Genomic DNA, 17,599 nt, shown 5'->3' with positions numbered 1-17,599 from the left:
CCTGTTCTGGAGTGATGAAAGGGCCGTATGGTAGTGAAACTGACCGCGCCGCCAACCGATCGCCCGCGAAGGAATCGACATATGTATCCAACGCGGGGTTCTTTGTCGCCGACCTGCATCGCCCCGTACACTGCCTTTTGCCTACTGTTGAGGAGTACACACCAATGACGAAGAAGACAACGACCACCCCAACCATCCGACTGCGCCCGGCACTGCTCGCCGCCGCTTCCGTTCTCGCACTGGCCACCGCGGCCCCGGCCTTTGCCGGCAAGACGCTCGATGCGGTCAAGCAGCGCGGCACCGTCAAGTGCGGCGTGACCAACGGCGTGGCCGGTTTCTCGGCCCCCGACACGCAGGGCAACTGGTCGGGCCTGGACGTCGACACCTGCCGCGCCATCGCCGCGGCCGTGCTGGGCGATCCGAAGAAGGTCGACTTCGTGCCGCTCAACTCGCAGCAGCGCTTCTCGGCCCTGCAGGCCGGCGAGATCGACATCCTCGCGCGCAACACCACCTGGACGCTCACGCGCGACGCGTCGCTGGGCTTCAACTTCACCACCATCACCTACTACGACGGCCAGGGCTTCCTGGTGCCCAAGAAGCTCAAGGTGACGAGCGCCAAGCAGCTCAAGAACGCCACCATCTGCACGCAGTCGGGCACCACCAACGAAAAGAACGTGTCGGACTACTTCCGCGCGCAGAACATCCCCGTGAAGACCGTCGTGTTCGAGAGCTTCGAAGCTTCGTTCAAGGCCTTCTTCTCGGGCCGCTGCCAGGCCTTCACGACCGACGCCTCGGCGCTGGCCGGCCTGCGCAACAAGGAAGCGCCGAACCCCGACGACTACCTCATCCTGCCCGAGCTGATCTCCAAGGAACCGCTCGCGCCGCTGGTGCGCCGCGGTGACGACGAGTGGTTCGCCATTGCCAAGTGGGTGCCCAACGCGCTCATCGAGGCCGAAGAATTCGGTGTCACGCAGGCCAATGCCGACCAGCTCAAGGCCGCCAGCAAAGACCCGGCGCAACAGCGTCTGCTCGGCGCCGGTGAAGACCTCGGCAAGCTGCTGGGCCTGGACAAAGACTGGTCGTACCGCGCCATCAAGGCCGTGGGCAACTACGGCGAAATGTTCGAGCGCAACGTCGGACCGAAGTCGGTGCTCAAGCTGCCGCGCGGCTCCAACAACCTCTGGAGCAAAGGCGGCCTGATCTACGCACCACCCGTGCGATGAGGCAGGAGGGCGCCTCGCGCCGCGGCGCTTGGCTGGCCTGGCTCGTGCAGGCCCTTCTGGTGCTGGCCGTCGTGGCCGGCGCCGTCTGGGTGGTGAACCATGCGCTCGACGTGCTGCGCGCACGCGGCGTGCGCTCGGGTTTCGACTTTCTCACCGAGCCCGCGGGTTTCTCGATCAGCGAAGGCTGGCTCGACTTCGATGCCAGCCAGCCGTCGTGGCGCGCGTTCCTTGCGGGCTTGATCAACACCGTGCGCGCGGCCGTGCCGGCGGCCATCTTCGCGGTGGTGCTCGGCACACTGATCGGCATCGGCCGGCTCGCGCCGCACGTGCTGTTGCGCGGCATCTGCACCGCGTACGTGGAGCTGCTGCGCAACGTGCCGCTGCTGGTGCAGCTGCTGATGCTGGCTTTCGCGATGGCCAACCTGCTGCCCGACCCGACCGAGCCCGTGCACCTGCTGCCGGGCGTGTGGCTCAGCAAGGGCGGGCTCAGCGTGCCCTGGCCCGTGGCGGGCGAGGGTGGCTGGTGGCCCACGCATTTCGAATGGCCCGAGCGCGGTGACTTCGGCGTGAGCGGCGGCGCGGCGCTGAGCCCGGAGTACGTGACCATCGTCGCCGGGTTGTCGTTGTACTCGGCGGCCTTCGTGGCGGAGATCGTGCGCGCCGGCATCCTCTCGGTCTCGCAGGGGCAGGTGCTGGCGGGGCAGGCCCTGGGGCTGTCGTCGGTGCAGCAGCTGCGCATCGTGATCCTGCCGCAGGCGCTGCGCGTGATCGTGCCCTCGCTCACCAACCAGTTGCTGAGCCTCACCAAGAATTCGTCGCTGGCCGTGGCCGTGGGCTACCCGGAGCTGGTGTCGGTGGCCAACACCACCATCGGCTCGAACGGACGCGCCTTCGAGTGCATCGCGATCATCATGGCGGTGTACCTGCTGCTGTCGCTCGTGATCTCCTTCGGCATGAACCGCTACAACGCGCGCGTCGCGCTGCGAGGCTGGCGATGAGAAACGTCGCGCAAGGCCCCATCGCATGGCGCAGCGAGCTGTGGGGTTCACCGCTGCGCGCGCTGGCCACGGTGCTGCTGCTGGGCGTGCTCGCGTGGGCCGGGTTCCATGCGTTCGAGTGGGGCGTGGTGCATGCCGTGTTCCGTCCCGACGCCGACGCCTGCCGCGCGGTGCAGCATGGCGCCTGCTGGGGCGTGGTGGCCGAGAAGTGGCGGCCGATGCTGTTCGGCCGCTTTCCGTATGAAGAGCAATGGCGTCCGGCCATCGCGGTGGTCGTGTTGTCCGCGGTGACCGTGCTCAGCGCCTGGCCGCGCAGCTGGCGCTGGTGGCTGGTGCCGTTGTGGCTCGTGGCGTTGTTGCTGTTCGTCGGGCTGATGCATGGCGGTGTGGCCGGGCTGAGCGTGGTGCCGACCAGCCGCTGGGGCGGCCTGCCGCTCACCATCGGGCTGGCTGTGGTCGGGCTGGCGTTGGCTTTTCCGCTGGCGCTGCTGCTCGCGATGGGGCGGCGCTCCGAATGGCCCGTGGTGCGCACGCTGAGCGCGAGCTACATCGAGCTGGTGCGCGGCGTGCCGCTGATCTCGGTGCTGTTCATGGCCTCGTTCCTGCTGCCGCTGCTGTGGCCCGCAGGCTGGCAGCCCGACGTGCTGGTGCGCGTGCTGATGGGGCTCACGCTGTTCGTCGCGGCCTATCTGGCGGAGATCATCCGCGGCGGCCTGCAGGCCGTGCCGCGTGGCCAGACCGAGGTGGCGATGGCGCTGGGCTTCGGTCGCTGGCCGGTGCAGCGCGACATCGTGCTGCCGCAGGCGCTGCGCCTCGTGGTGCCGGCGCTGACCAACAGCGTGGTCGGCACGCTGAAGGACACCTCGCTGGTCACCGTGGTCGGTCTGTTCGAGCTGACCGGCGCACTCGGGCTGGCGCTGGGCGGCGATCCGGTCTGGCGGCCGTTCTATCTCGAGGGCTACCTGTTCGTGGCAGCCGTTTATTGGCTGCTGTGCTTCGGGCTGTCGCGCTACAGCGTCTGGCTCGAGCGGCGCCTGGGCACCAGCTCGGCGTAGCCGGTCTGCGCGTCGGGTTCGCGCGAGAAACGCCATTCGGGCAGCACCGCGACGAGGATCTCGGCCGTGGTGCGCACCACGCAACCGGGCGCGGCATGGCCGCCCGACACCCGGCCACTGGCATCCGACACGCTGAGATGCAGGTGCGAGCCATCGGGTGTCAGCGTGCCCGCGAGCGTGAGGATTTCAAGATCGCCTTCGATCCGCGTCGCCGTCTCGGCGCCCGCGAAACGGATGCTCGCGCCGTGCAGGCTGCCGATGCCCGAGACCACGAAAGCCGCGTCGCCGATGCCGTCTTGCTTCAGCACGGCATCGAGTGCCGCACGCAGGTCGTCGCCGGGTTGCAGCCGCAGCACGAGCGTGTCCATGCGCTGTTGCCTCGCGTCAGCTCGCCGACAGCGCCTTGTCGACCACCTGCTGCGCCTCGCCGAGGATGCGTGCGAGATGGTCGTCGCCGAGAAAGCTCTCGCCGTAGATCTTGTAGATGTTCTCCGTGCCCGAAGGCCGCGCGGCGAACCAGCCGTTCTCGGTGACGACCTTCACGCCGCCGATGGCTGCGCCGTTGCCCGGTGCGTGGCTCAGCACGTTCTCGATCTTCTCGCCCGCCAGCGTGGTCGAGGTGATCTGCTGCGGCGAGAGGGCCGACAGGCGCTTCTTCTGCTCGGGCGTGGCGGGCGCGTCCACGCGGTCGGACACCGGGCGTCCCAGCGCCTGCGTCAGTTCGTTGAAGCGCTCGCCGGGGTCGCGCCCGACGCGCGCGGCGATCTCGGCCGAGAGCAGGGCGGGCACGATGCCGTCCTTGTCGGTGGTCCACGCGCTGCCGTCGTGGCGCAGGAAGGTGGCGCCTGCGCTTTCCTCGCCGCCGAAGCCGAGTGAGCCATCGACCAGCCCGTCGACGAACCACTTGAAGCCCACGGGCACTTCGTACAGCGGGCGGCCCAACTGCGCCGCCACGCGGTCGATCATGCGGCTGCTGACCACGGTCTTGCCGACAGCCGCCTGCGCGGGCCAGTGCGGGCGGTGCGTGAAGAGGTAGTCGATCATCACCGCGAGGTAGTTGTTCGGCTGCATGAGGCCCGCGCTGCGCGTGACCACGCCGTGGCGGTCGTGGTCGGTGTCGCAGGCGAAGGCAATGCCGAAGCGGTCTTTGAGCGCGACCAGTCCGTGCATCGCATCGGGTGACGACGGGTCCATGCGGATACGGCCGTCCCAGTCGAGCGACATGAAACGGAAGGTCGGATCGACCGCCTGGCTCAGCACGTTCAGGCGCTGGAGCTTGTAGCGCGCGGCAATGGCGGGCCAGTAGTGCACGCCGGCACCGCCCAGCGGATCGACGCCGAGGTCGATGGTGCCGCCGCGGATCGCGTCCATGTCGAGCACCTGGGCCAGGTCTTCGACGTAGGTGTTCAGGTAGTCGTGGCGGTGCGTGGTGGACGCCTTCAGCGCCTGCGCGAGCGGCAGGCGCTTCACGCCTTCGAGCTTGTTCGCCAGCATCTTGTTGGCGGCGGCTTCGACGGCTGACGTGATGTCGGTGCCCGCGGGTCCGCCGTTGGGCGGGTTGTACTTGAAGCCGCCGCTCTCGGGCGGGTTGTGCGAGGGCGTGATGACGATGCCGTCGGCCAGGCCGCTGGTGCGGCCGCGGTTGTAGACCAGGATCGCATGCGACACGGCCGGCGTCGGCGTGTACTCGTCGTCCTTCGAGAGCATCAGCTCGACGCCGTTGGCCGCCAGCACCTCGACCGCGCTGGCGAAGGCGGGCGTGGACAGCGCGTGCGTGTCGATGCCCAGGAACAGCGGGCCGTCGATGCCTTTCTGCTTGCGGTAATCGCAGATGGCCTGGCTGATTGCCAGCACATGCCATTCGTTGAACGCGTCGTCGAACGAGGAGCCACGATGGCCCGAGGTGCCGAAGGCCACGCGCTGGCTCGGCACGGCCGGGTCGGGGCGACCGGTGTAGTAGGCCGAGACGAGGCGCGGCACGTCCACCAGCAGATCAGACGGGGCCGGCTGGCCCGCGAGGGGATGGGAAGAAGTGCTCATGTCGAAAGCGGGTGATGAAAGGGAGCGTGCCGGCGGTGCCGTGCGCGGCCTTTCAGCATACGCCATGACCGGGGCCGGCTTGCCGTCTGCGCGCCCGTTCGCAGCGGTTCGCTTACAACCCTTTCAATGTGAGCGCCGTGCGCGGACCCGCTCCGGGCCATCGCCTGTGGCCAGCCATTGAGCGGGCACTTCGAAGTAGGCGGCAATCGTGTGCAGATGCAGGGTGCCGGCGCAGCTGTGGCGGTCGGTGAGCCAGCGGATCACCGTGGGAGCGCTGACGCCGCACTGTCGGGCGAGCTCGGATTTCCACTGGGGTTGCGATCCGGCGACGAGCGAGATCAAGCGGTCTTGAAAGCTGGCGTTCATGGTCGGACTCCCTTGGCCGCAACAGCGGTCGGATGCGAATCTCCTCCAAACGGGCCACAGGCCCAACCCCTCCTTCGCAGGGGGCTGGTAGTTTTTTGCGTGGAGGGTGATCTAGTTCCGACGCGCGGCGGGTGCACCCTTGCACGCCAGCGTCAGAATGGGGCTGCATATCGACCACAAAGGTCGAAGGGGGTGTGCCATGAAAGTGATGATGCTGGACGATCACGCGTTGTTCCGCGCCGGCCTGCGCATGCTGCTCGAGAGCATGGAGCACAGCGCGGAGATCTTCGAAGCTGCCACGGTCGACGAGGCCTGCGCCCTGGCGCTGCGCCACCCCGACCTGGCGATCTGTCTGCTGGACCTCGAACTCAAGGGCGAGTACGGCCTGGACGCGCTGGTGCGTCTGAAAGCGGGGGCGCCCGACATCGCGGCCGTGGTGGTGTCGGCGTCGACCGATGTCGACATCATCCGTGGCTGTCTGGAGGCCGGCGCGATGAGCTTCGTGCCCAAGAGCATGCCGGCCGACTTTTTGAAGCGGGCCTTCGAGACCGTGCTCGCGGGGGAGGTCTACCTGCCCCAAGAGATCTTGCACCTGGGGCCGAAAAGCATAGACAGGCCCACGCTCAGCCCGAGGCAGACCGACACCTTGCACGGCCTGGCGCGCGGGCTGCCGACCAAGTCGATCGCGCGCGAGCTCGGCCTTTCGGAGCACACGGTGAAGGAGTACATCGGCACCTTGTTCCAGGCGCTGGGTGTGCACAATCGCACCGAGGCCGTGATCACGGGCATCCGCCTGGGGCTGCTGTCCCCGTTGCAGCGCAAGGGGTCATGAACCGGCCGCCGCGGGCGGCTAAGCTTCGGGCTGGTTTCAAGGAGCAAGACAAGATGCGCATGACGTTTGGCCGGCACGGGGTTCTTCTGATGGCTGTGGCCCTGGCTGCAGTGCTCGCGGGCTGCGAGGCCCCGCCCAAAGACCGGCCGCTCACCTCCGACGTGCCTGCCCCGCCGAGCTTCGCGCCGCCGCCCGAAAGTTGCCAGGCCCCGGAAGTGCGCTTTGCGCTCGGCTTGCAGGCGACGCGTCCGTTGCTCGAAGAGATGCGCCAGCGCGCCGGCGCGAAAACCGCCCGCACGGTGCCGGCCACGGCCCCGGCCGACCCGGCGCAGGATGCGACACGGCTCAATGCACAGGTCGATCCTACGGGTCGCATCCTCGGCGCGTACTGCGGCTGAACCGCACACGCAAAGCCCTCGGCCTCACGCAGCCTTACTTGGAGGCCAGCGCCTCCATCAGGTCCGTCTCGATGGCCAGCTGAGTCTTCTGGCCCTGCAGTTCCGGCCCGCTGATCAGGAACGTGTCTTCCACCCGTTCGCCCAGGGTTGTCACCTTCGCCAGTTGCAGGTTCAGGTGATGCCGCGCGAGCACGCGCGCCACCGAATACAGCAGCCCTGCACGGTCGCTGGCCGAGATGCTGAGCAGCCAGCGCTGGGCCTTGTCGTCGGGTACGAGGCTGATGCGCGGCTTGATCGGAAAGCTGCGAACCCGCCGTGACACGCGTCCCATGCTCGGCGCGGGCAGGGCGCCGGCCTCGGTGAGCGTTTGCGCCAGGCCTGTCTCGACCATGCTGATGAGGTCGCGGTAGTGGTCGGGCTGGAAAGTCGTCACCACCTGGAAGGTGTCGAGCGCGTAGCCGTTGCTCGTGGTGTGGACCTTGGCATCCAGAATGCTGAACGAGGCCTGGTCGAAGTAGCCGCAGATGCGCGCAAACAGGTCGGACTGGTCGGGCGTGTAGACCACCACCTGAAGCCCTTCGCCCACCGGCGACAGGTGCGCGCGCACGATGGGCAGCGCCTTCGGGTCGATGGGCACGTTCTTCGGCGGCACGAAGCGCGAGAGCTGCTTGGCGTGCCAGGCGATCTCGGTAGCGTCGTGGCGCATGAAGTAGCCGACGTCGAGCGTGTCCCACAGCGCCTTGTGCGCCTCGAAGCGCTGGGCGTGCAGGGCGAGCTGCACCAGCGCTTCGCGCTTGCGCGATTCGATTTCCGCGTCCGGGTCGGGCATGCGGCCGCCGAGTGCGCGCAGCGTGAAGCGGTACAGGTCCTCGAGCAGCTTGCCCTTCCAGGCATTCCACACGCGCGGCGAAGTGCCGCGGATGTCGGCCACCGTCAGCAGGTAAAGCGCGGTGAGGTAGCGCTCGTTGCCCACGCGCTTGGCGAAGGCGCCGATCACCTCGGGGTCGCTCAGGTCCTGCTTTTGCGCGACCTGGCTCATCACCAGGTGCTCGGCCACGAGGAACTCGATGAGCTTGCCGTCTTCGCGCGCAATGCCGTGCTGCTTGCAGAAGCGCTGCACGTCGCGTGCGCCGAGCGTGGAATGGTCGCCGCCGCGGCCCTTGGCAATGTCGTGGAAGAGGGCGGCGACGTAAAGAATCCAGGGCTTGTCCCAGCCGGCCGCGAGCTGCGAGCAGCCCGGGTACTCGTGGGCATGCTCGGCGATGAAGAAGCGGCGCACATTGCGCAGCACCATCAGGATGTGCTGGTCGACCGTGTACACGTGGAACAGGTCGTGCTGCATCTGCCCCACGATGCTGCGGAACACGCGCAGGTAGCGGCCCAGCACCGAGGTCTGGTTCATCAGCCGAAAGGCATGCGTGATGCCGTAGGGCTGCTGCAGGATCCGCATGAAGGTCACGTGGTTGACCGGGTCGTTGCGGAACTTGCTGTCCATCACGTGGCGCGCGTTGTACAGCGCGCGCAGCGTGCGCGCCGACAGGCCCTTCACGCCGATGGTCTTCTGGTACAGCAGGAAGGTCTCGAGCACCGCATGCGGCTCGCGCTCGTACAGGTCGTCGCTCGCGATCTCGATCAGGCCGGCGCGCTCGTAGAAGCGCTCGTTGATGGTCGTGGGCTGCTCGTCGATGGGCTGCAGCCGCTCGGAAATGTTCAGCAGCAGGATCTGGTTGAGCTGCGACACCGCCTTGGCCGCCCAGTAGTAGCGGCGCATCAGCGCCTCGCTCGACTTGCGCTGCGACTCGCTCTCGTAGCCGAAGCTCGCGGCCACGGCGGTCTGCAGGTCGAACACCAGCCGGTCTTCGCGGCGGTTGGCAATCACGTGCAGGCGGGCGCGAATCAGCGAGAGCAGGGCCTCGTTGCGCTTGATCTGCTGTGCCTCGAAAGGCGTGGCCAGGCCGTTCTTGGCCAGGTCGTCCCAGCGGCTGCCGAAGCCGGCGGCCTTGCTCATCCAGAGGATGGTCTGCAGGTCGCGCAGGCCGCCCGGCGATTCCTTGCAGTTGGGTTCGAGCGCGTAGGGCGTGTTGTCGAACTTCTGGTGGCGGTGCCGCATTTCCTGTGACTTGGCCACGAAGAAAGCCTGCGGGTCGATGGCCTGCGTGAAGCGGCGGCGGAAGGACGCAAAGAGCTTCTTGTCGCCCGTGATCAGGCGTGATTCGAGCAGCGAGGTCTGGACCGTGATGTCCTTGGCGGCCTCGTCCAGGCACTCGTCGAGCGTGCGCACGCTGGAGCCGATCTCGAGGCCGGCGTCCCAGCACTGGCCGATGAAGGCCTCGATGCGGGCCGGGTCGATGCCGCTGTCATGGCCGTCGGGCGGCAGCAGCAGCAGCACGTCGACGTCGGAGTAGGGGAACAGCTCGCCGCGCCCGAAACCACCGACCGCAGCCAGCGCGAAGGCGTCGCCGAAGCCGGCTTCGTTCCAGAGGGCAGTGAGCGTCTGGTCGGCCAGCGCCGAGAGCTGGCGCAGCACCGTGTGGACGCTGCGGGTGGGCGCGCGTGCGAAGCGCAGGGTGTCGAAAAGGGCGAGCTTTTTCGCGCGATAGGCTTCGCGCAGCGTCGCCACGTCGATCTTGGCTGCTTCGATCACGGCGGGGGCGCGCTGGGGCGCGTCAGGTTTTGGTCGAGGTGACGAAGGCCGGCAGCGGCGGGCTGCCTTCGGAGAGCGTCAGCACCTCGTAGCCGGTTTCGGTGACGAGCACCGTGTGCTCCCACTGGGCCGACAGCGAGTGGTCGCGCGTGACGATGGTCCAGCCGTCGTACTGGCCGCCCTTGAAGTCTTCCTTCACGTCGCGCTTGCCGGCGTTGATCATCGGCTCGATGGTGAAGATCATGCCGGGCTTGAGCTCTTCCATGGTGCCCGGGCGGCCGTAGTGCAGCACCTGGGGTTCTTCGTGGAAGCGCTGGCCCACGCCGTGGCCGCAGAACTCGCGCACGATCGAGAAGCCCTGGCCTTCGGCGAACTTCTGGATCGCATGGCCCACATCGCCCAGGTGAGCGCCGGGGCGCACCTGCAGGATGCCGTGCCACATGGCTTCGAAGGTGACGCTGCACAGGCGCTTGGCGGCAATGGAAGCGTCGCCGATCACGAACATGCGGCTGTTGTCGCCGAACCAGCCGTCCTTGATGACGGTGACGTCGACGTTCATGATGTCGCCCTTCTTCAGGGGCTTGTCATTGGGGATGCCGTGGCACACCACGTGGTTCACCGAGGTGCACAGCGACTTCGGGAACGGGACGCTGCTGGCGCCCATGTAGCCCACCGTGGCCGAGGTGGTGCCCTGCTTGACCATGTATTCGGCGGCCAGCCGGTCCACGTCGTTGGTCGTGATGCCGGGCTTGATGAAGGGCGTGAGGTAGTCCAGCACCTCGGAACCGAGGCGGCAGGCGACCCGCATGGCTTCGATGCCTGCGGCGTCTTTGTAGGTAATGCTCATGCCCCGAATTATCCCATTCGGCAAATGAACCTGCCCCCAACACGGACCACTTCGTGTTCCGTTGCCCCCCGAGGGGGGCGGCCATCTTGGGGCGGCCCGGCGATGGCCTAAAATTCCGGGTTAACGCGGATGACCCCAGTCAGCGGCCCTCCGCCCAGATTCCTTGATTCCCAACGCGGCCCCCAGGCCCCCCATCGACCGTGACGCAGCCCGCACCTCAAGCCCTTCCCGTCGTAACCTTGTTCGAGGGCGGCAGCGCACTCGGCGATTTCCGTGCACGCCAGCTGCTGCCGAAGCTGCAGGCCATCGAGCCGCGCATCGAGGGCATTTCGGCCCGTTTCGTCCATCTGGTGGTCACCGACGGGTCGCTGGCCACGGCCGACCGCGAGCGCTTTGCGGCGCTGCTGACCTACGGCGAGCCCTTCGAAGCCCTGGCGGCCAAGGCAAGCGCCTCGGTCGTGGTCACGCCCCGACTGGGCACCGTGTCGCCGTGGGCCTCCAAGGCCACCGACATCGCCCACAACTGCGGCTTGGCGCTGCGCCGCGTGGAGCGCGTCACCCAGTACCACCTGAAGCTCAAGGCGCCGCTGATCGGCAAGGCCCCCGTGCTCGAGGGCGACGCCCTGGCTGCCGTGGCCGGCCCGCTGCACGACCGCATGACCGAATCGGTGCTCGCCGCCGTCGAACAGGCGGCGAGCCTGTTCAGCGAACTGCCAGCCCAGCCGATGGCGCAAGTCGACGTGCAAACCGGCGGCCGCGAAGCTCTTGTGGCAGCCAATACCGGCTTCGGCCTGGCCCTGGCGGAAGACGAAATCGATTACCTCGTTGAAGCCTTCACCCGCCTGGGCCGCAACCCCAGCGACGTCGAACTGATGATGTTCGCGCAGGCCAACAGCGAGCACTGCCGCCACAAGATCTTCAACGCCAACTTCACCATCGACGGCGTGGCCCAGCCGCAGAGCCTGTTCTCGATGATCCGCCACACCGAGAAGCAGAACCCGCAGCACACGGTGATCGCCTATGCGGACAACGCCTCGGTGATGGAAGGCGCGACCATCGAGCGCTTCATTCCCGTCGAAGGCTCGCAGAGCTATCAAAAAGAGAGCGCCCTGAGCCACGTGCTGATGAAGGTCGAGACGCACAACCACCCGACCGCCATTTCCCCGTTCCCCGGCGCCTCGACTGGCGCGGGCGGCGAGATCCGCGACGAAGGCGCCACGGGCCGCGGCTCCAAGCCCAAGGCCGGCCTGACCGGTTTCACGGTTTCCAAGCTGTGGCCAGAAGACGGCCACTACGGCAAGCCCGAGCACATCGCCAGCCCGCTGCAGATCATGACCGAGGGCCCGCTGGGCGGCGCCGCGTTCAACAACGAATTCGGCCGTCCCAACCTGCTGGGCTACTTCCGCGAGTACGAGCAGGCCGTGACGAGCGACCTCGACACCGTGCAGCGCGGCTACCACAAGCCCATCATGATCGCGGGCGGCCTGGGCAGCATCGACGCCACGCAGACCAAGAAGATCCTGTTCCCGGCCGGCTCGTTGCTGATCCAGCTCGGCGGCCCCGGCATGCGCATCGGCATGGGCGGCAGCGCCGCCAGCTCGATGGCCACCGGCGCCAACGCGGCCGAGCTCGACTTCGACTCGGTGCAGCGCGGCAATCCCGAAATCGAACGCCGTGCGCAGGAGGTCATCAACCACTGCTGGCAGCAGGGCGCGGCCAACCCGATCCTCGCGATCCACGACGTGGGCGCGGGCGGCCTGAGCAATGCCTTCCCCGAACTGACCAACGACGCTGGCCGCGGCGCGCGCTTCGACCTGCGCGCCGTGCCGCTCGAAGAATCGGGCATGGCGCCGAAGGAAATCTGGTGCAACGAAAGCCAGGAGCGCTACGTGCTGGCCATCGCGCCGGAGTCGCTCGAACAGTTCAAGGCCTTCTGCGAGCGCGAGCGCTGCCCGTTCTCGGTGGTCGGCGTGGCGACCGAAGCGCGCCAGCTGCTGGTGGCCGACGAAGGCGCAGCGGTGCAGCCCGTCGACATGCCGATGGACGTGCTGCTCGGCAAGCCGCCCAAGATGCACCGCGACGTGAAGACCGTGGCCCGCAGCTTCAAGCCCCTCGACCTCACGGGCGTCGACCTGCAGAAGGCCGCCATCGACGTGCTCGCGCACCCGACCGTGGCTTCGAAGCGCTTCCTCATCACCATCGGTGACCGCAGCGTGGGCGGCCTGACGCACCGCGACCAGATGGTCGGCCCGTGGCAGGTGCCCGTGGCCGATTGCGCCGTGACGCTCGCCGACTACAAGGGCTTTGCCGGCGAAGCCATGAGCATGGGCGAGCGCACGCCGCTGGCCGCGCTCGACGCGCCGGCCTCGGGCCGCATGGCCGTGGCCGAGGCCATCACCAACCTGCTGGCCGCGCCGATCGAGCTGTCGCGCGTCAAGCTGTCGGCCAACTGGATGGCTGCTTGCGGCGAACCCGGCGAAGACGCCGCGCTTTACGAGACCGTCAAGGCCGTGGGCCTGGAGCTGTGCCCGGCGCTCGGCGTGTCGATTCCGGTCGGCAAGGATTCGCTGTCGATGCGCACGCAGTGGAAGGACGATGGCGAAGCCAAGAAGGTCACGTCGCCGGTCAGCCTGATCGTCACCGCCTTCGCCTCGCTGGCCGACGTGCGCGGCACGCTCACGCCGCAGCTCGACGCGACCGAAGACGACACCACGTTGGTGCTCATCGACCTCGGCCGTGGCCAGCACCGCATGGCCGGCAGCATCCTGTCGCAGACGCTCAACCAGAGCGGCGACACCGTGCCCGACCTCGACGACCCGGCGCAGCTCGTCGCGCTGGTCAACGCCGTGAACGCGCTGCGCGCCGACGGCAAGATCCTCGCGATGCACGACCGCAGCGACGGTGGCCTGTTCGCCACCGCCTGCGAAATGGCCTTTGCCGGCCACGTCGGCGTGGCGCTGAATGTCGACATGCTCGTCACCGAAGGCGACGGCATTTCCGACAGCCGCATGGAAACCGGCGACGCCAAGAACTGGGCGCAGCAGGTCAGCGCGCGCCGCGAAGAGCTCACGCTCAAGGCGCTGTTCAACGAAGAGCTGGGCATGGTGCTGCAGGTGCGCACGGCCGAGCGCAACGAGGTCATGCAGGTGCTGCGTGCCCACGGCCTCAGCGCGCACAGCCACTTCGTCGGCAAGACGCGCCCCGCCAGCTCGGCCATGGACGCAGGCAAGGGCAAGCTCGAAGTCTGGCGCGATGCCAAGTCGGTGTTCAGCGCATCGCTGCACGACCTGCACCAGGTCTGGGATTCGGTCAGCTGGAAGATCGCCCGCGAGCGCGACAACCCGGCCTGCGCCGACGCCGAGCACGCCGCGGCCGGTGTGCCGAGCGATCCGGGTATGCATGTGTTCCTGCCGAACGCCCCGGTGGCACCCGCCATCCTGCAATCGCGCCCCAAGGTCGCGATCCTGCGCGAGCAGGGCGTCAACTCGCACGTCGAGATGGCGTATGCCTTCACCGAAGCCGGCTTCGAGGCCTTCGACGTCCACATGACCGACCTGCAGACGGGCAGGGCGGACCTCGCCAATTTCAAGGGCGTGGTCGCCTGCGGTGGCTTCAGCTACGGCGACACGCTGGGCGCTGGCATCGGCTGGGCGCGCAGCATCACCTTCAACCCGAAGCTGGCCGAGCAGTTCAAGACCTTCTTCGGCCGCACCGACACCTTCGGCCTGGGCGTGTGCAACGGCTGCCAGATGTTTGCCGAGCTGGCCGACATCATTCCGGGCGCCGACGCCTGGCCGCGCTTCACCACCAACCAGAGCGAGCGTTTCGAGGCGCGCCTGTCGATGGTCGAAGTGCTCGAGTCGCCCAGCCTCTTCTTCGCGGGCATGGCCGGCAGCCGCCTGCCGATCGCGGTGGCGCACGGCGAGGGCTATGCCAACTTCAAGCATCGCGGCGACGCCGGAAAGGCCATCGGCGCGATGCGCTTCGTGGACAACTACGGCCAGCCGACCGAGCAGTACCCGTTCAACCCGAACGGCAGCGCCGGCGGCCTGACCTCGGTCACCACGCCGGACGGCCGTTTCACCGCCGTGATGCCGCACCCGGAGCGCGTGTTCCGCAACATCCAGACGAGTTGGACGTCGGGCGACAAGAGCGAACTGAGCCCGTGGATGCAGATCTGGCGCAACGCGCGCAAGTGGGTGGGGTGATCGGGCGCATTCAGGCCGTGCAAACGGCCTGAGTCAGGTCAACAAAAAATGCCCTCCAAGCTTGGGTCTGGAGGGCATTTTTCATGGGGATGGTGCCCCTGAAGCGCTGTCGATCAGCGCTGGCTGTTCAGCATCGACGCCTTGAACGACAGCACATGCGTCTTCGCCGCTTCGGCCGCCGCGTCGGCGTCGTGCCGCTGCAGCGTGGCGACGATGGTGCGGTGCTCTTCGATCACTTCGGCCAGATGCCCCTCGGCGGCCAGTGAAATCGCCCAGAAGCGCTGCGAGCGCGCATGCAGCACGCTCAGGATATCCTGCAGCATGGTGTTGCGCGCGGCAGCCGCGATCTTCTCGTGGAAGAGCCGGTCGAGGTTCATGACCGACATCGCATCGCGCCGCTGCGCCGCGGCCTCGAACTGCTCTGCGACGGCCTGCAGCTCGGCCAGCTCGGCCTCGGTGATGGCCGCTGCGGCCAGGCGCATGCACAGCACCTCGTTCACCAGCCGGACCTCGATGAGTTCCAGCGCGTCGTTGATCGACAGCGGCGAGGCCATCGCGCCCTTGCGCGGAATGATGCGGACCAGGCCCTCGGCCGACAGGCGGTGCAGCGCCTGGTTGACCGGCGTGCGGCCCACGCCCAGCCGCTCCATCACCTGGGCGGTGTTGAGGTACTCCCCGGGCTTGTAGGCCAGGGTCACCAGGGCTTCCTTCAGGCGCAGGTAGGCCGTCTCGTTGAGGGAAATGGCTGCTTCGGGCCGCCGGGCGGGGGCTTTGCGGGCGGGCGTGGCTGCTTTCATCGGCGCGAGGGTCTTCATGGTGGGGTGCCCTGATGGTACCTGTGGGAAATCCCTTTGAAGTTTTTGTGGAGTCACTGTAATATCGTTGTGAAATTTCACTGAAACTTCAACGAAGCACCGCCATGAACCTGTCTTTCGAACTTCCCGAGGGGAATGCCCCGCACACGATGAGCTTCGAGGCCAGGCACCTCGTGATCGCCGGCTGGACCGGGCGCGACACCGCCGCCATCGAGCACCACATCGAGGAACTCGCCGAGCTCGGCGTGCCCGCGCCGAGTGCCGTGCCGCTGTTCTACCGGGTGGCCACCCAGCAGCTGAGCCAGGCCGACGTCGTGCAGGTGGTGGGGGCCGACACCTCGGGCGAGGTCGAACCGCTGCTGTTCCTGCACGGGGGCGAGTTCTTCGTCTCGATCGGTTCGGACCACACCGACCGCGCGCTGGAAGCGCACAGCGTGGCGCTGTCCAAGCAGATCTGCGTCAAGCCCGTGGCGCGCAGCGCCTGGCGGCTGGCCGACGTGCAGGAGCGCTGGGACACGCTGGTGCTGCGTTCGTGGATCGAGGAGGGCGGTGAATGGCGCCTGTACCAGGAAGGCGCGCTGGCCGCGCTGCGCCCGCCGGCCGATCTGCTGGCGCGCTGCGCCGCGGCCGATGGCGAACCGGGCGAGGGTTTCGCAATGACCTGCGGCACGGTCGGCGCCATCGGCGGCATCCGCCCGGCCGCGCGCTTTCGCATGGAGCTGGTGGATGAACACACCGGCCGCCGCATCGCGCACGAGTACCGCGCGGTCTCGCTGCCCATCGTCGCCTGACGCACAAGGACCGCACATGCCCGCCCCGATCTCCCTCGAAGCCGCCCGCGCCGACCTGGCCGCAGGCCGCGTCACCTCCGCCGCGCTGACCGCGTCGGCGCTGGAACGCATCGCCGATCCTTCCGGTGAAGGCGCTCGCACCTTCACCCGCGTGCTGACAGACCGTGCCCAGCACCTGGCGCGCGCCTCCGACAGCCTGCGCGCAGCCGGCCTCGTGCGCTCGCCGCTCGAAGGTCTGCCGGTCTCCGTCAAGGACCTGTTCGACGTGGCCGGCGAAACAACGACCGCCGGCTCCGTCGTGCTGCGCGACGCACCGCCCGCCGCGCACGACGCCGAGGCCGTGCAGCGCCTGCTGGCTGCGGGCGCGGTGCTGGTCGGCAAGACGAACATGACCGAGTTCGCGTACTCCGGCCTCGGCCTCAACCCGCACTACGGGACGCCGGCCAATCCGTGGCAGCGCGGCGAGCGGCGCATTCCCGGCGGCTCGTCTTCGGGCGCTGCGGTGGCGGTTGCCGACGGCATGTGCGTTGCGAGCGTCGGCAGCGACACCGGCGGCTCGGTGCGCATTCCGGCGGCGCTGTGCGGCATCACCGGCTTCAAGCCGACGGCGCGCCGCATGCCCGGCACCGGGCTCGTGCCGCTGTCGCACAGCCTCGACGCGGTCGGCGTGATGGCGCTCGACGTGGCCGGTTGTGTGGCGATGGATGCGGTGCTGTCCGGCGTGTCCGAAACGACCCGGCCGCAGCACCTGCGCCAGGCGCGCTTCGCGGTGCCGACCACCTTGGTGCAGGACGGCATGGACGCGCACGTCACTGCCACGTTCCGACGTGCGCTGCAGCGTCTCTCGACCGCCGGCGCGCAACTGGTCGAGCTGGCGGTGCCCGAGTTCGACGAGCTCGCCGCCATCAACGCCGCAGGCGGCTTCAGCGCTGCCGAATCATGGGCGTGGCACGCCGAGCTGATCGAACGCAGCGGCAGCGGCTACGACCCGCGGGTGCTCAACCGCATCCTGCGCGGAAAGGACTTCACGGCGCGCGCCTACCTCACGCTGCAGGCGCAGCGGGCCGACTGGCAGCGCCGCGTGGCGGCGCGCCTGGGCGAGTTCGACGGCTGGCTCATGCCGACCGTGCCGCTGGTGGCGCCGCGCATCGAGGCCCTCGAAGCCGACGAGGCGCAGTACTTCGCGGTCAACGCCGCGATGCTGCGCAACCCCTCCATCGTCAACTTCATGGACGGCGGCGCCATCTCCTTGCCCTGCCACGCGGCCGGCGAAGCTCCCGTGGGCCTGAGCCTTGCAGGCCTGGCGATGCGCGATGCCGCGCTGCTCGGCTGGGCCGCCGACATCGAACGCGCCCTGCGCGCCACCGTCGATTGACCCGTCT

General features: G+C 68.2%; 14 protein-coding genes. 8 read left to right on the top strand and 6 right to left on the bottom strand.

Annotated features, from left to right (window positions below; translation table 11 throughout):
• Positions 1–164: 164 nt before the first annotated feature.
• Genes CLU95_RS00120 through CLU95_RS00110 form a run of 3 tightly spaced genes read left to right on the top strand, consistent with a single transcriptional unit; the run spans position 165 to position 3,276 of the window.
• A complete protein-coding gene (locus tag CLU95_RS00120; protein WP_099789172.1) occupies positions 165–1,223 on the top strand; it encodes an amino acid ABC transporter substrate-binding protein in 1,059 nt (352 codons plus the stop codon).
• The gene (locus CLU95_RS00115; protein WP_099789170.1) at positions 1,220–2,221 is read left to right on the top strand and encodes an amino acid ABC transporter permease; all 1,002 of its coding nucleotides are present in this window, start codon (positions 1,220–1,222) and stop codon (positions 2,219–2,221) included. Before CLU95_RS00120 ends, CLU95_RS00115 begins: the two co-directional genes overlap by 4 nt.
• Complete coding sequence (locus tag CLU95_RS00110) at positions 2,218–3,276, top strand: amino acid ABC transporter permease (protein WP_099789168.1); 1,059 nt, start codon at positions 2,218–2,220, stop codon at positions 3,274–3,276. Before CLU95_RS00115 ends, CLU95_RS00110 begins: the two co-directional genes overlap by 4 nt.
• On the opposite strand, the gene CLU95_RS00105 is transcribed toward CLU95_RS00110, so the two are convergent.
• The 3 genes from CLU95_RS00105 to CLU95_RS30465 form a co-directional block, all read right to left on the bottom strand.
• Positions 3,231–3,644, bottom strand: a complete 414-nt coding sequence (locus CLU95_RS00105) for a PPC domain-containing DNA-binding protein (protein ID WP_099789166.1) — start codon at positions 3,642–3,644, stop codon at positions 3,231–3,233. The genes CLU95_RS00110 and CLU95_RS00105 overlap by 46 nt on opposite strands.
• Positions 3,645–3,660: 16 nt before the next feature.
• Positions 3,661–5,316 (bottom strand): phosphoglucomutase (alpha-D-glucose-1,6-bisphosphate-dependent), encoded by a 1,656-nt coding sequence (gene pgm, locus CLU95_RS00100; protein WP_099789164.1) that lies wholly within the window; start codon positions 5,314–5,316, stop codon positions 3,661–3,663.
• Positions 5,317–5,439: 123 nt separating this feature from the next.
• Entirely contained in the window at positions 5,440–5,682 is a 243-nt protein-coding gene (locus CLU95_RS30465) for a helix-turn-helix domain-containing protein (protein ID WP_143605919.1), read from the bottom strand.
• Between the two features lie 199 nt (positions 5,683–5,881).
• Between CLU95_RS30465 and CLU95_RS00095 the strand changes: the two genes are divergently transcribed.
• Both CLU95_RS00095 and CLU95_RS00090 read left to right on the top strand, forming a co-directional pair.
• A complete protein-coding gene (locus CLU95_RS00095; RefSeq protein WP_180288495.1) occupies positions 5,882–6,514 on the top strand; it encodes a response regulator in 633 nt (210 codons plus the stop codon).
• A 53-nt stretch (positions 6,515–6,567) separates the two neighbouring features.
• The gene (locus CLU95_RS00090; protein ID WP_099789159.1) at positions 6,568–6,912 is read left to right on the top strand and encodes a hypothetical protein; all 345 of its coding nucleotides are present in this window, start codon (positions 6,568–6,570) and stop codon (positions 6,910–6,912) included.
• 34 nt (positions 6,913–6,946) lie between these two features.
• On the opposite strand, the gene CLU95_RS00085 is transcribed toward CLU95_RS00090, so the two are convergent.
• Entirely contained in the window at positions 6,947–9,556 is a 2,610-nt protein-coding gene (locus CLU95_RS00085; protein ID WP_099789157.1) for a [protein-PII] uridylyltransferase, read from the bottom strand.
• A 22-nt stretch (positions 9,557–9,578) separates the two neighbouring features.
• Positions 9,579–10,403, bottom strand: a complete 825-nt coding sequence (map, locus tag CLU95_RS00080; protein ID WP_099789155.1) for a type I methionyl aminopeptidase — start codon at positions 10,401–10,403, stop codon at positions 9,579–9,581.
• Between the two features lie 200 nt (positions 10,404–10,603).
• Between map and purL the strand changes: the two genes are divergently transcribed.
• Positions 10,604–14,611, top strand: coding sequence for a phosphoribosylformylglycinamidine synthase (gene purL, locus CLU95_RS00075; RefSeq protein ID WP_099789153.1), 4,008 nt, complete (start codon positions 10,604–10,606; stop codon positions 14,609–14,611).
• A gap of 113 nt (positions 14,612–14,724) precedes the next feature.
• Here purL and CLU95_RS00070 read toward each other — a convergent pair whose 3' ends face one another.
• Entirely contained in the window at positions 14,725–15,426 is a 702-nt protein-coding gene (locus CLU95_RS00070; RefSeq protein ID WP_257214492.1) for a GntR family transcriptional regulator, read from the bottom strand.
• A gap of 104 nt (positions 15,427–15,530) precedes the next feature.
• On the opposite strand from CLU95_RS00070, the gene CLU95_RS00065 reads away from it, so the two are divergent.
• Both CLU95_RS00065 and CLU95_RS00060 read left to right on the top strand, forming a co-directional pair.
• Positions 15,531–16,217, top strand: a complete 687-nt coding sequence (locus tag CLU95_RS00065) for a DUF2848 domain-containing protein (protein ID WP_099789148.1) — start codon at positions 15,531–15,533, stop codon at positions 16,215–16,217.
• A gap of 16 nt (positions 16,218–16,233) precedes the next feature.
• Positions 16,234–17,592 carry an amidase gene (locus CLU95_RS00060; RefSeq protein ID WP_099789146.1) on the top strand — a complete coding sequence of 453 codons (1,359 nt, stop codon included), beginning with the start codon at positions 16,234–16,236 and terminating at the stop codon, positions 17,590–17,592.
• The last annotated feature ends 7 nt before the right edge of the window (positions 17,593–17,599 follow it).

The sequence above is a fragment of the Variovorax sp. 54 genome, assembly GCF_002754375.1.
In the GTDB taxonomy this organism is placed as follows: Bacteria; Pseudomonadota; Gammaproteobacteria; order Burkholderiales; family Burkholderiaceae_C; genus Variovorax.
Note: the sequence above shows the minus strand (reverse complement) of the source record. Positions and strands in the feature narration are given on the sequence as shown.

Bases quoted from the DNA above. Each gene is read 5' to 3' on its own strand.
- CLU95_RS30465 (WP_143605919.1), bottom strand. From the start codon at position 5,682: ATGAACGCCAGCTTTCAAGACCGCTTGATCTCGCTCGTCGCCGGATCG.
- CLU95_RS00105 (WP_099789166.1), bottom strand. From the start codon at position 3,644: ATGGACACGCTCGTGCTGCGGCTGCAACCCGGCGACGACCTGCGTGCG.
- map (WP_099789155.1), bottom strand. From the start codon at position 10,403: ATGAGCATTACCTACAAAGACGCCGCAGGCATCGAAGCCATGCGGGTC.
- CLU95_RS00115 (WP_099789170.1), top strand. From the start codon at position 1,220: ATGAGGCAGGAGGGCGCCTCGCGCCGCGGCGCTTGGCTGGCCTGGCTC.
- CLU95_RS00110 (WP_099789168.1), top strand. From the start codon at position 2,218: ATGAGAAACGTCGCGCAAGGCCCCATCGCATGGCGCAGCGAGCTGTGG.
- CLU95_RS00120 (WP_099789172.1), top strand. From the start codon at position 165: ATGACGAAGAAGACAACGACCACCCCAACCATCCGACTGCGCCCGGCA.
- CLU95_RS00070 (WP_257214492.1), bottom strand. From the start codon at position 15,426: ATGAAGACCCTCGCGCCGATGAAAGCAGCCACGCCCGCCCGCAAAGCC.
- CLU95_RS00060 (WP_099789146.1), top strand. From the start codon at position 16,234: ATGCCCGCCCCGATCTCCCTCGAAGCCGCCCGCGCCGACCTGGCCGCA.
- CLU95_RS00090 (WP_099789159.1), top strand. From the start codon at position 6,568: ATGCGCATGACGTTTGGCCGGCACGGGGTTCTTCTGATGGCTGTGGCC.
- pgm (WP_099789164.1), bottom strand. From the start codon at position 5,316: ATGAGCACTTCTTCCCATCCCCTCGCGGGCCAGCCGGCCCCGTCTGAT.
- CLU95_RS00065 (WP_099789148.1), top strand. From the start codon at position 15,531: ATGAACCTGTCTTTCGAACTTCCCGAGGGGAATGCCCCGCACACGATG.
- CLU95_RS00095 (WP_180288495.1), top strand. From the start codon at position 5,882: ATGAAAGTGATGATGCTGGACGATCACGCGTTGTTCCGCGCCGGCCTG.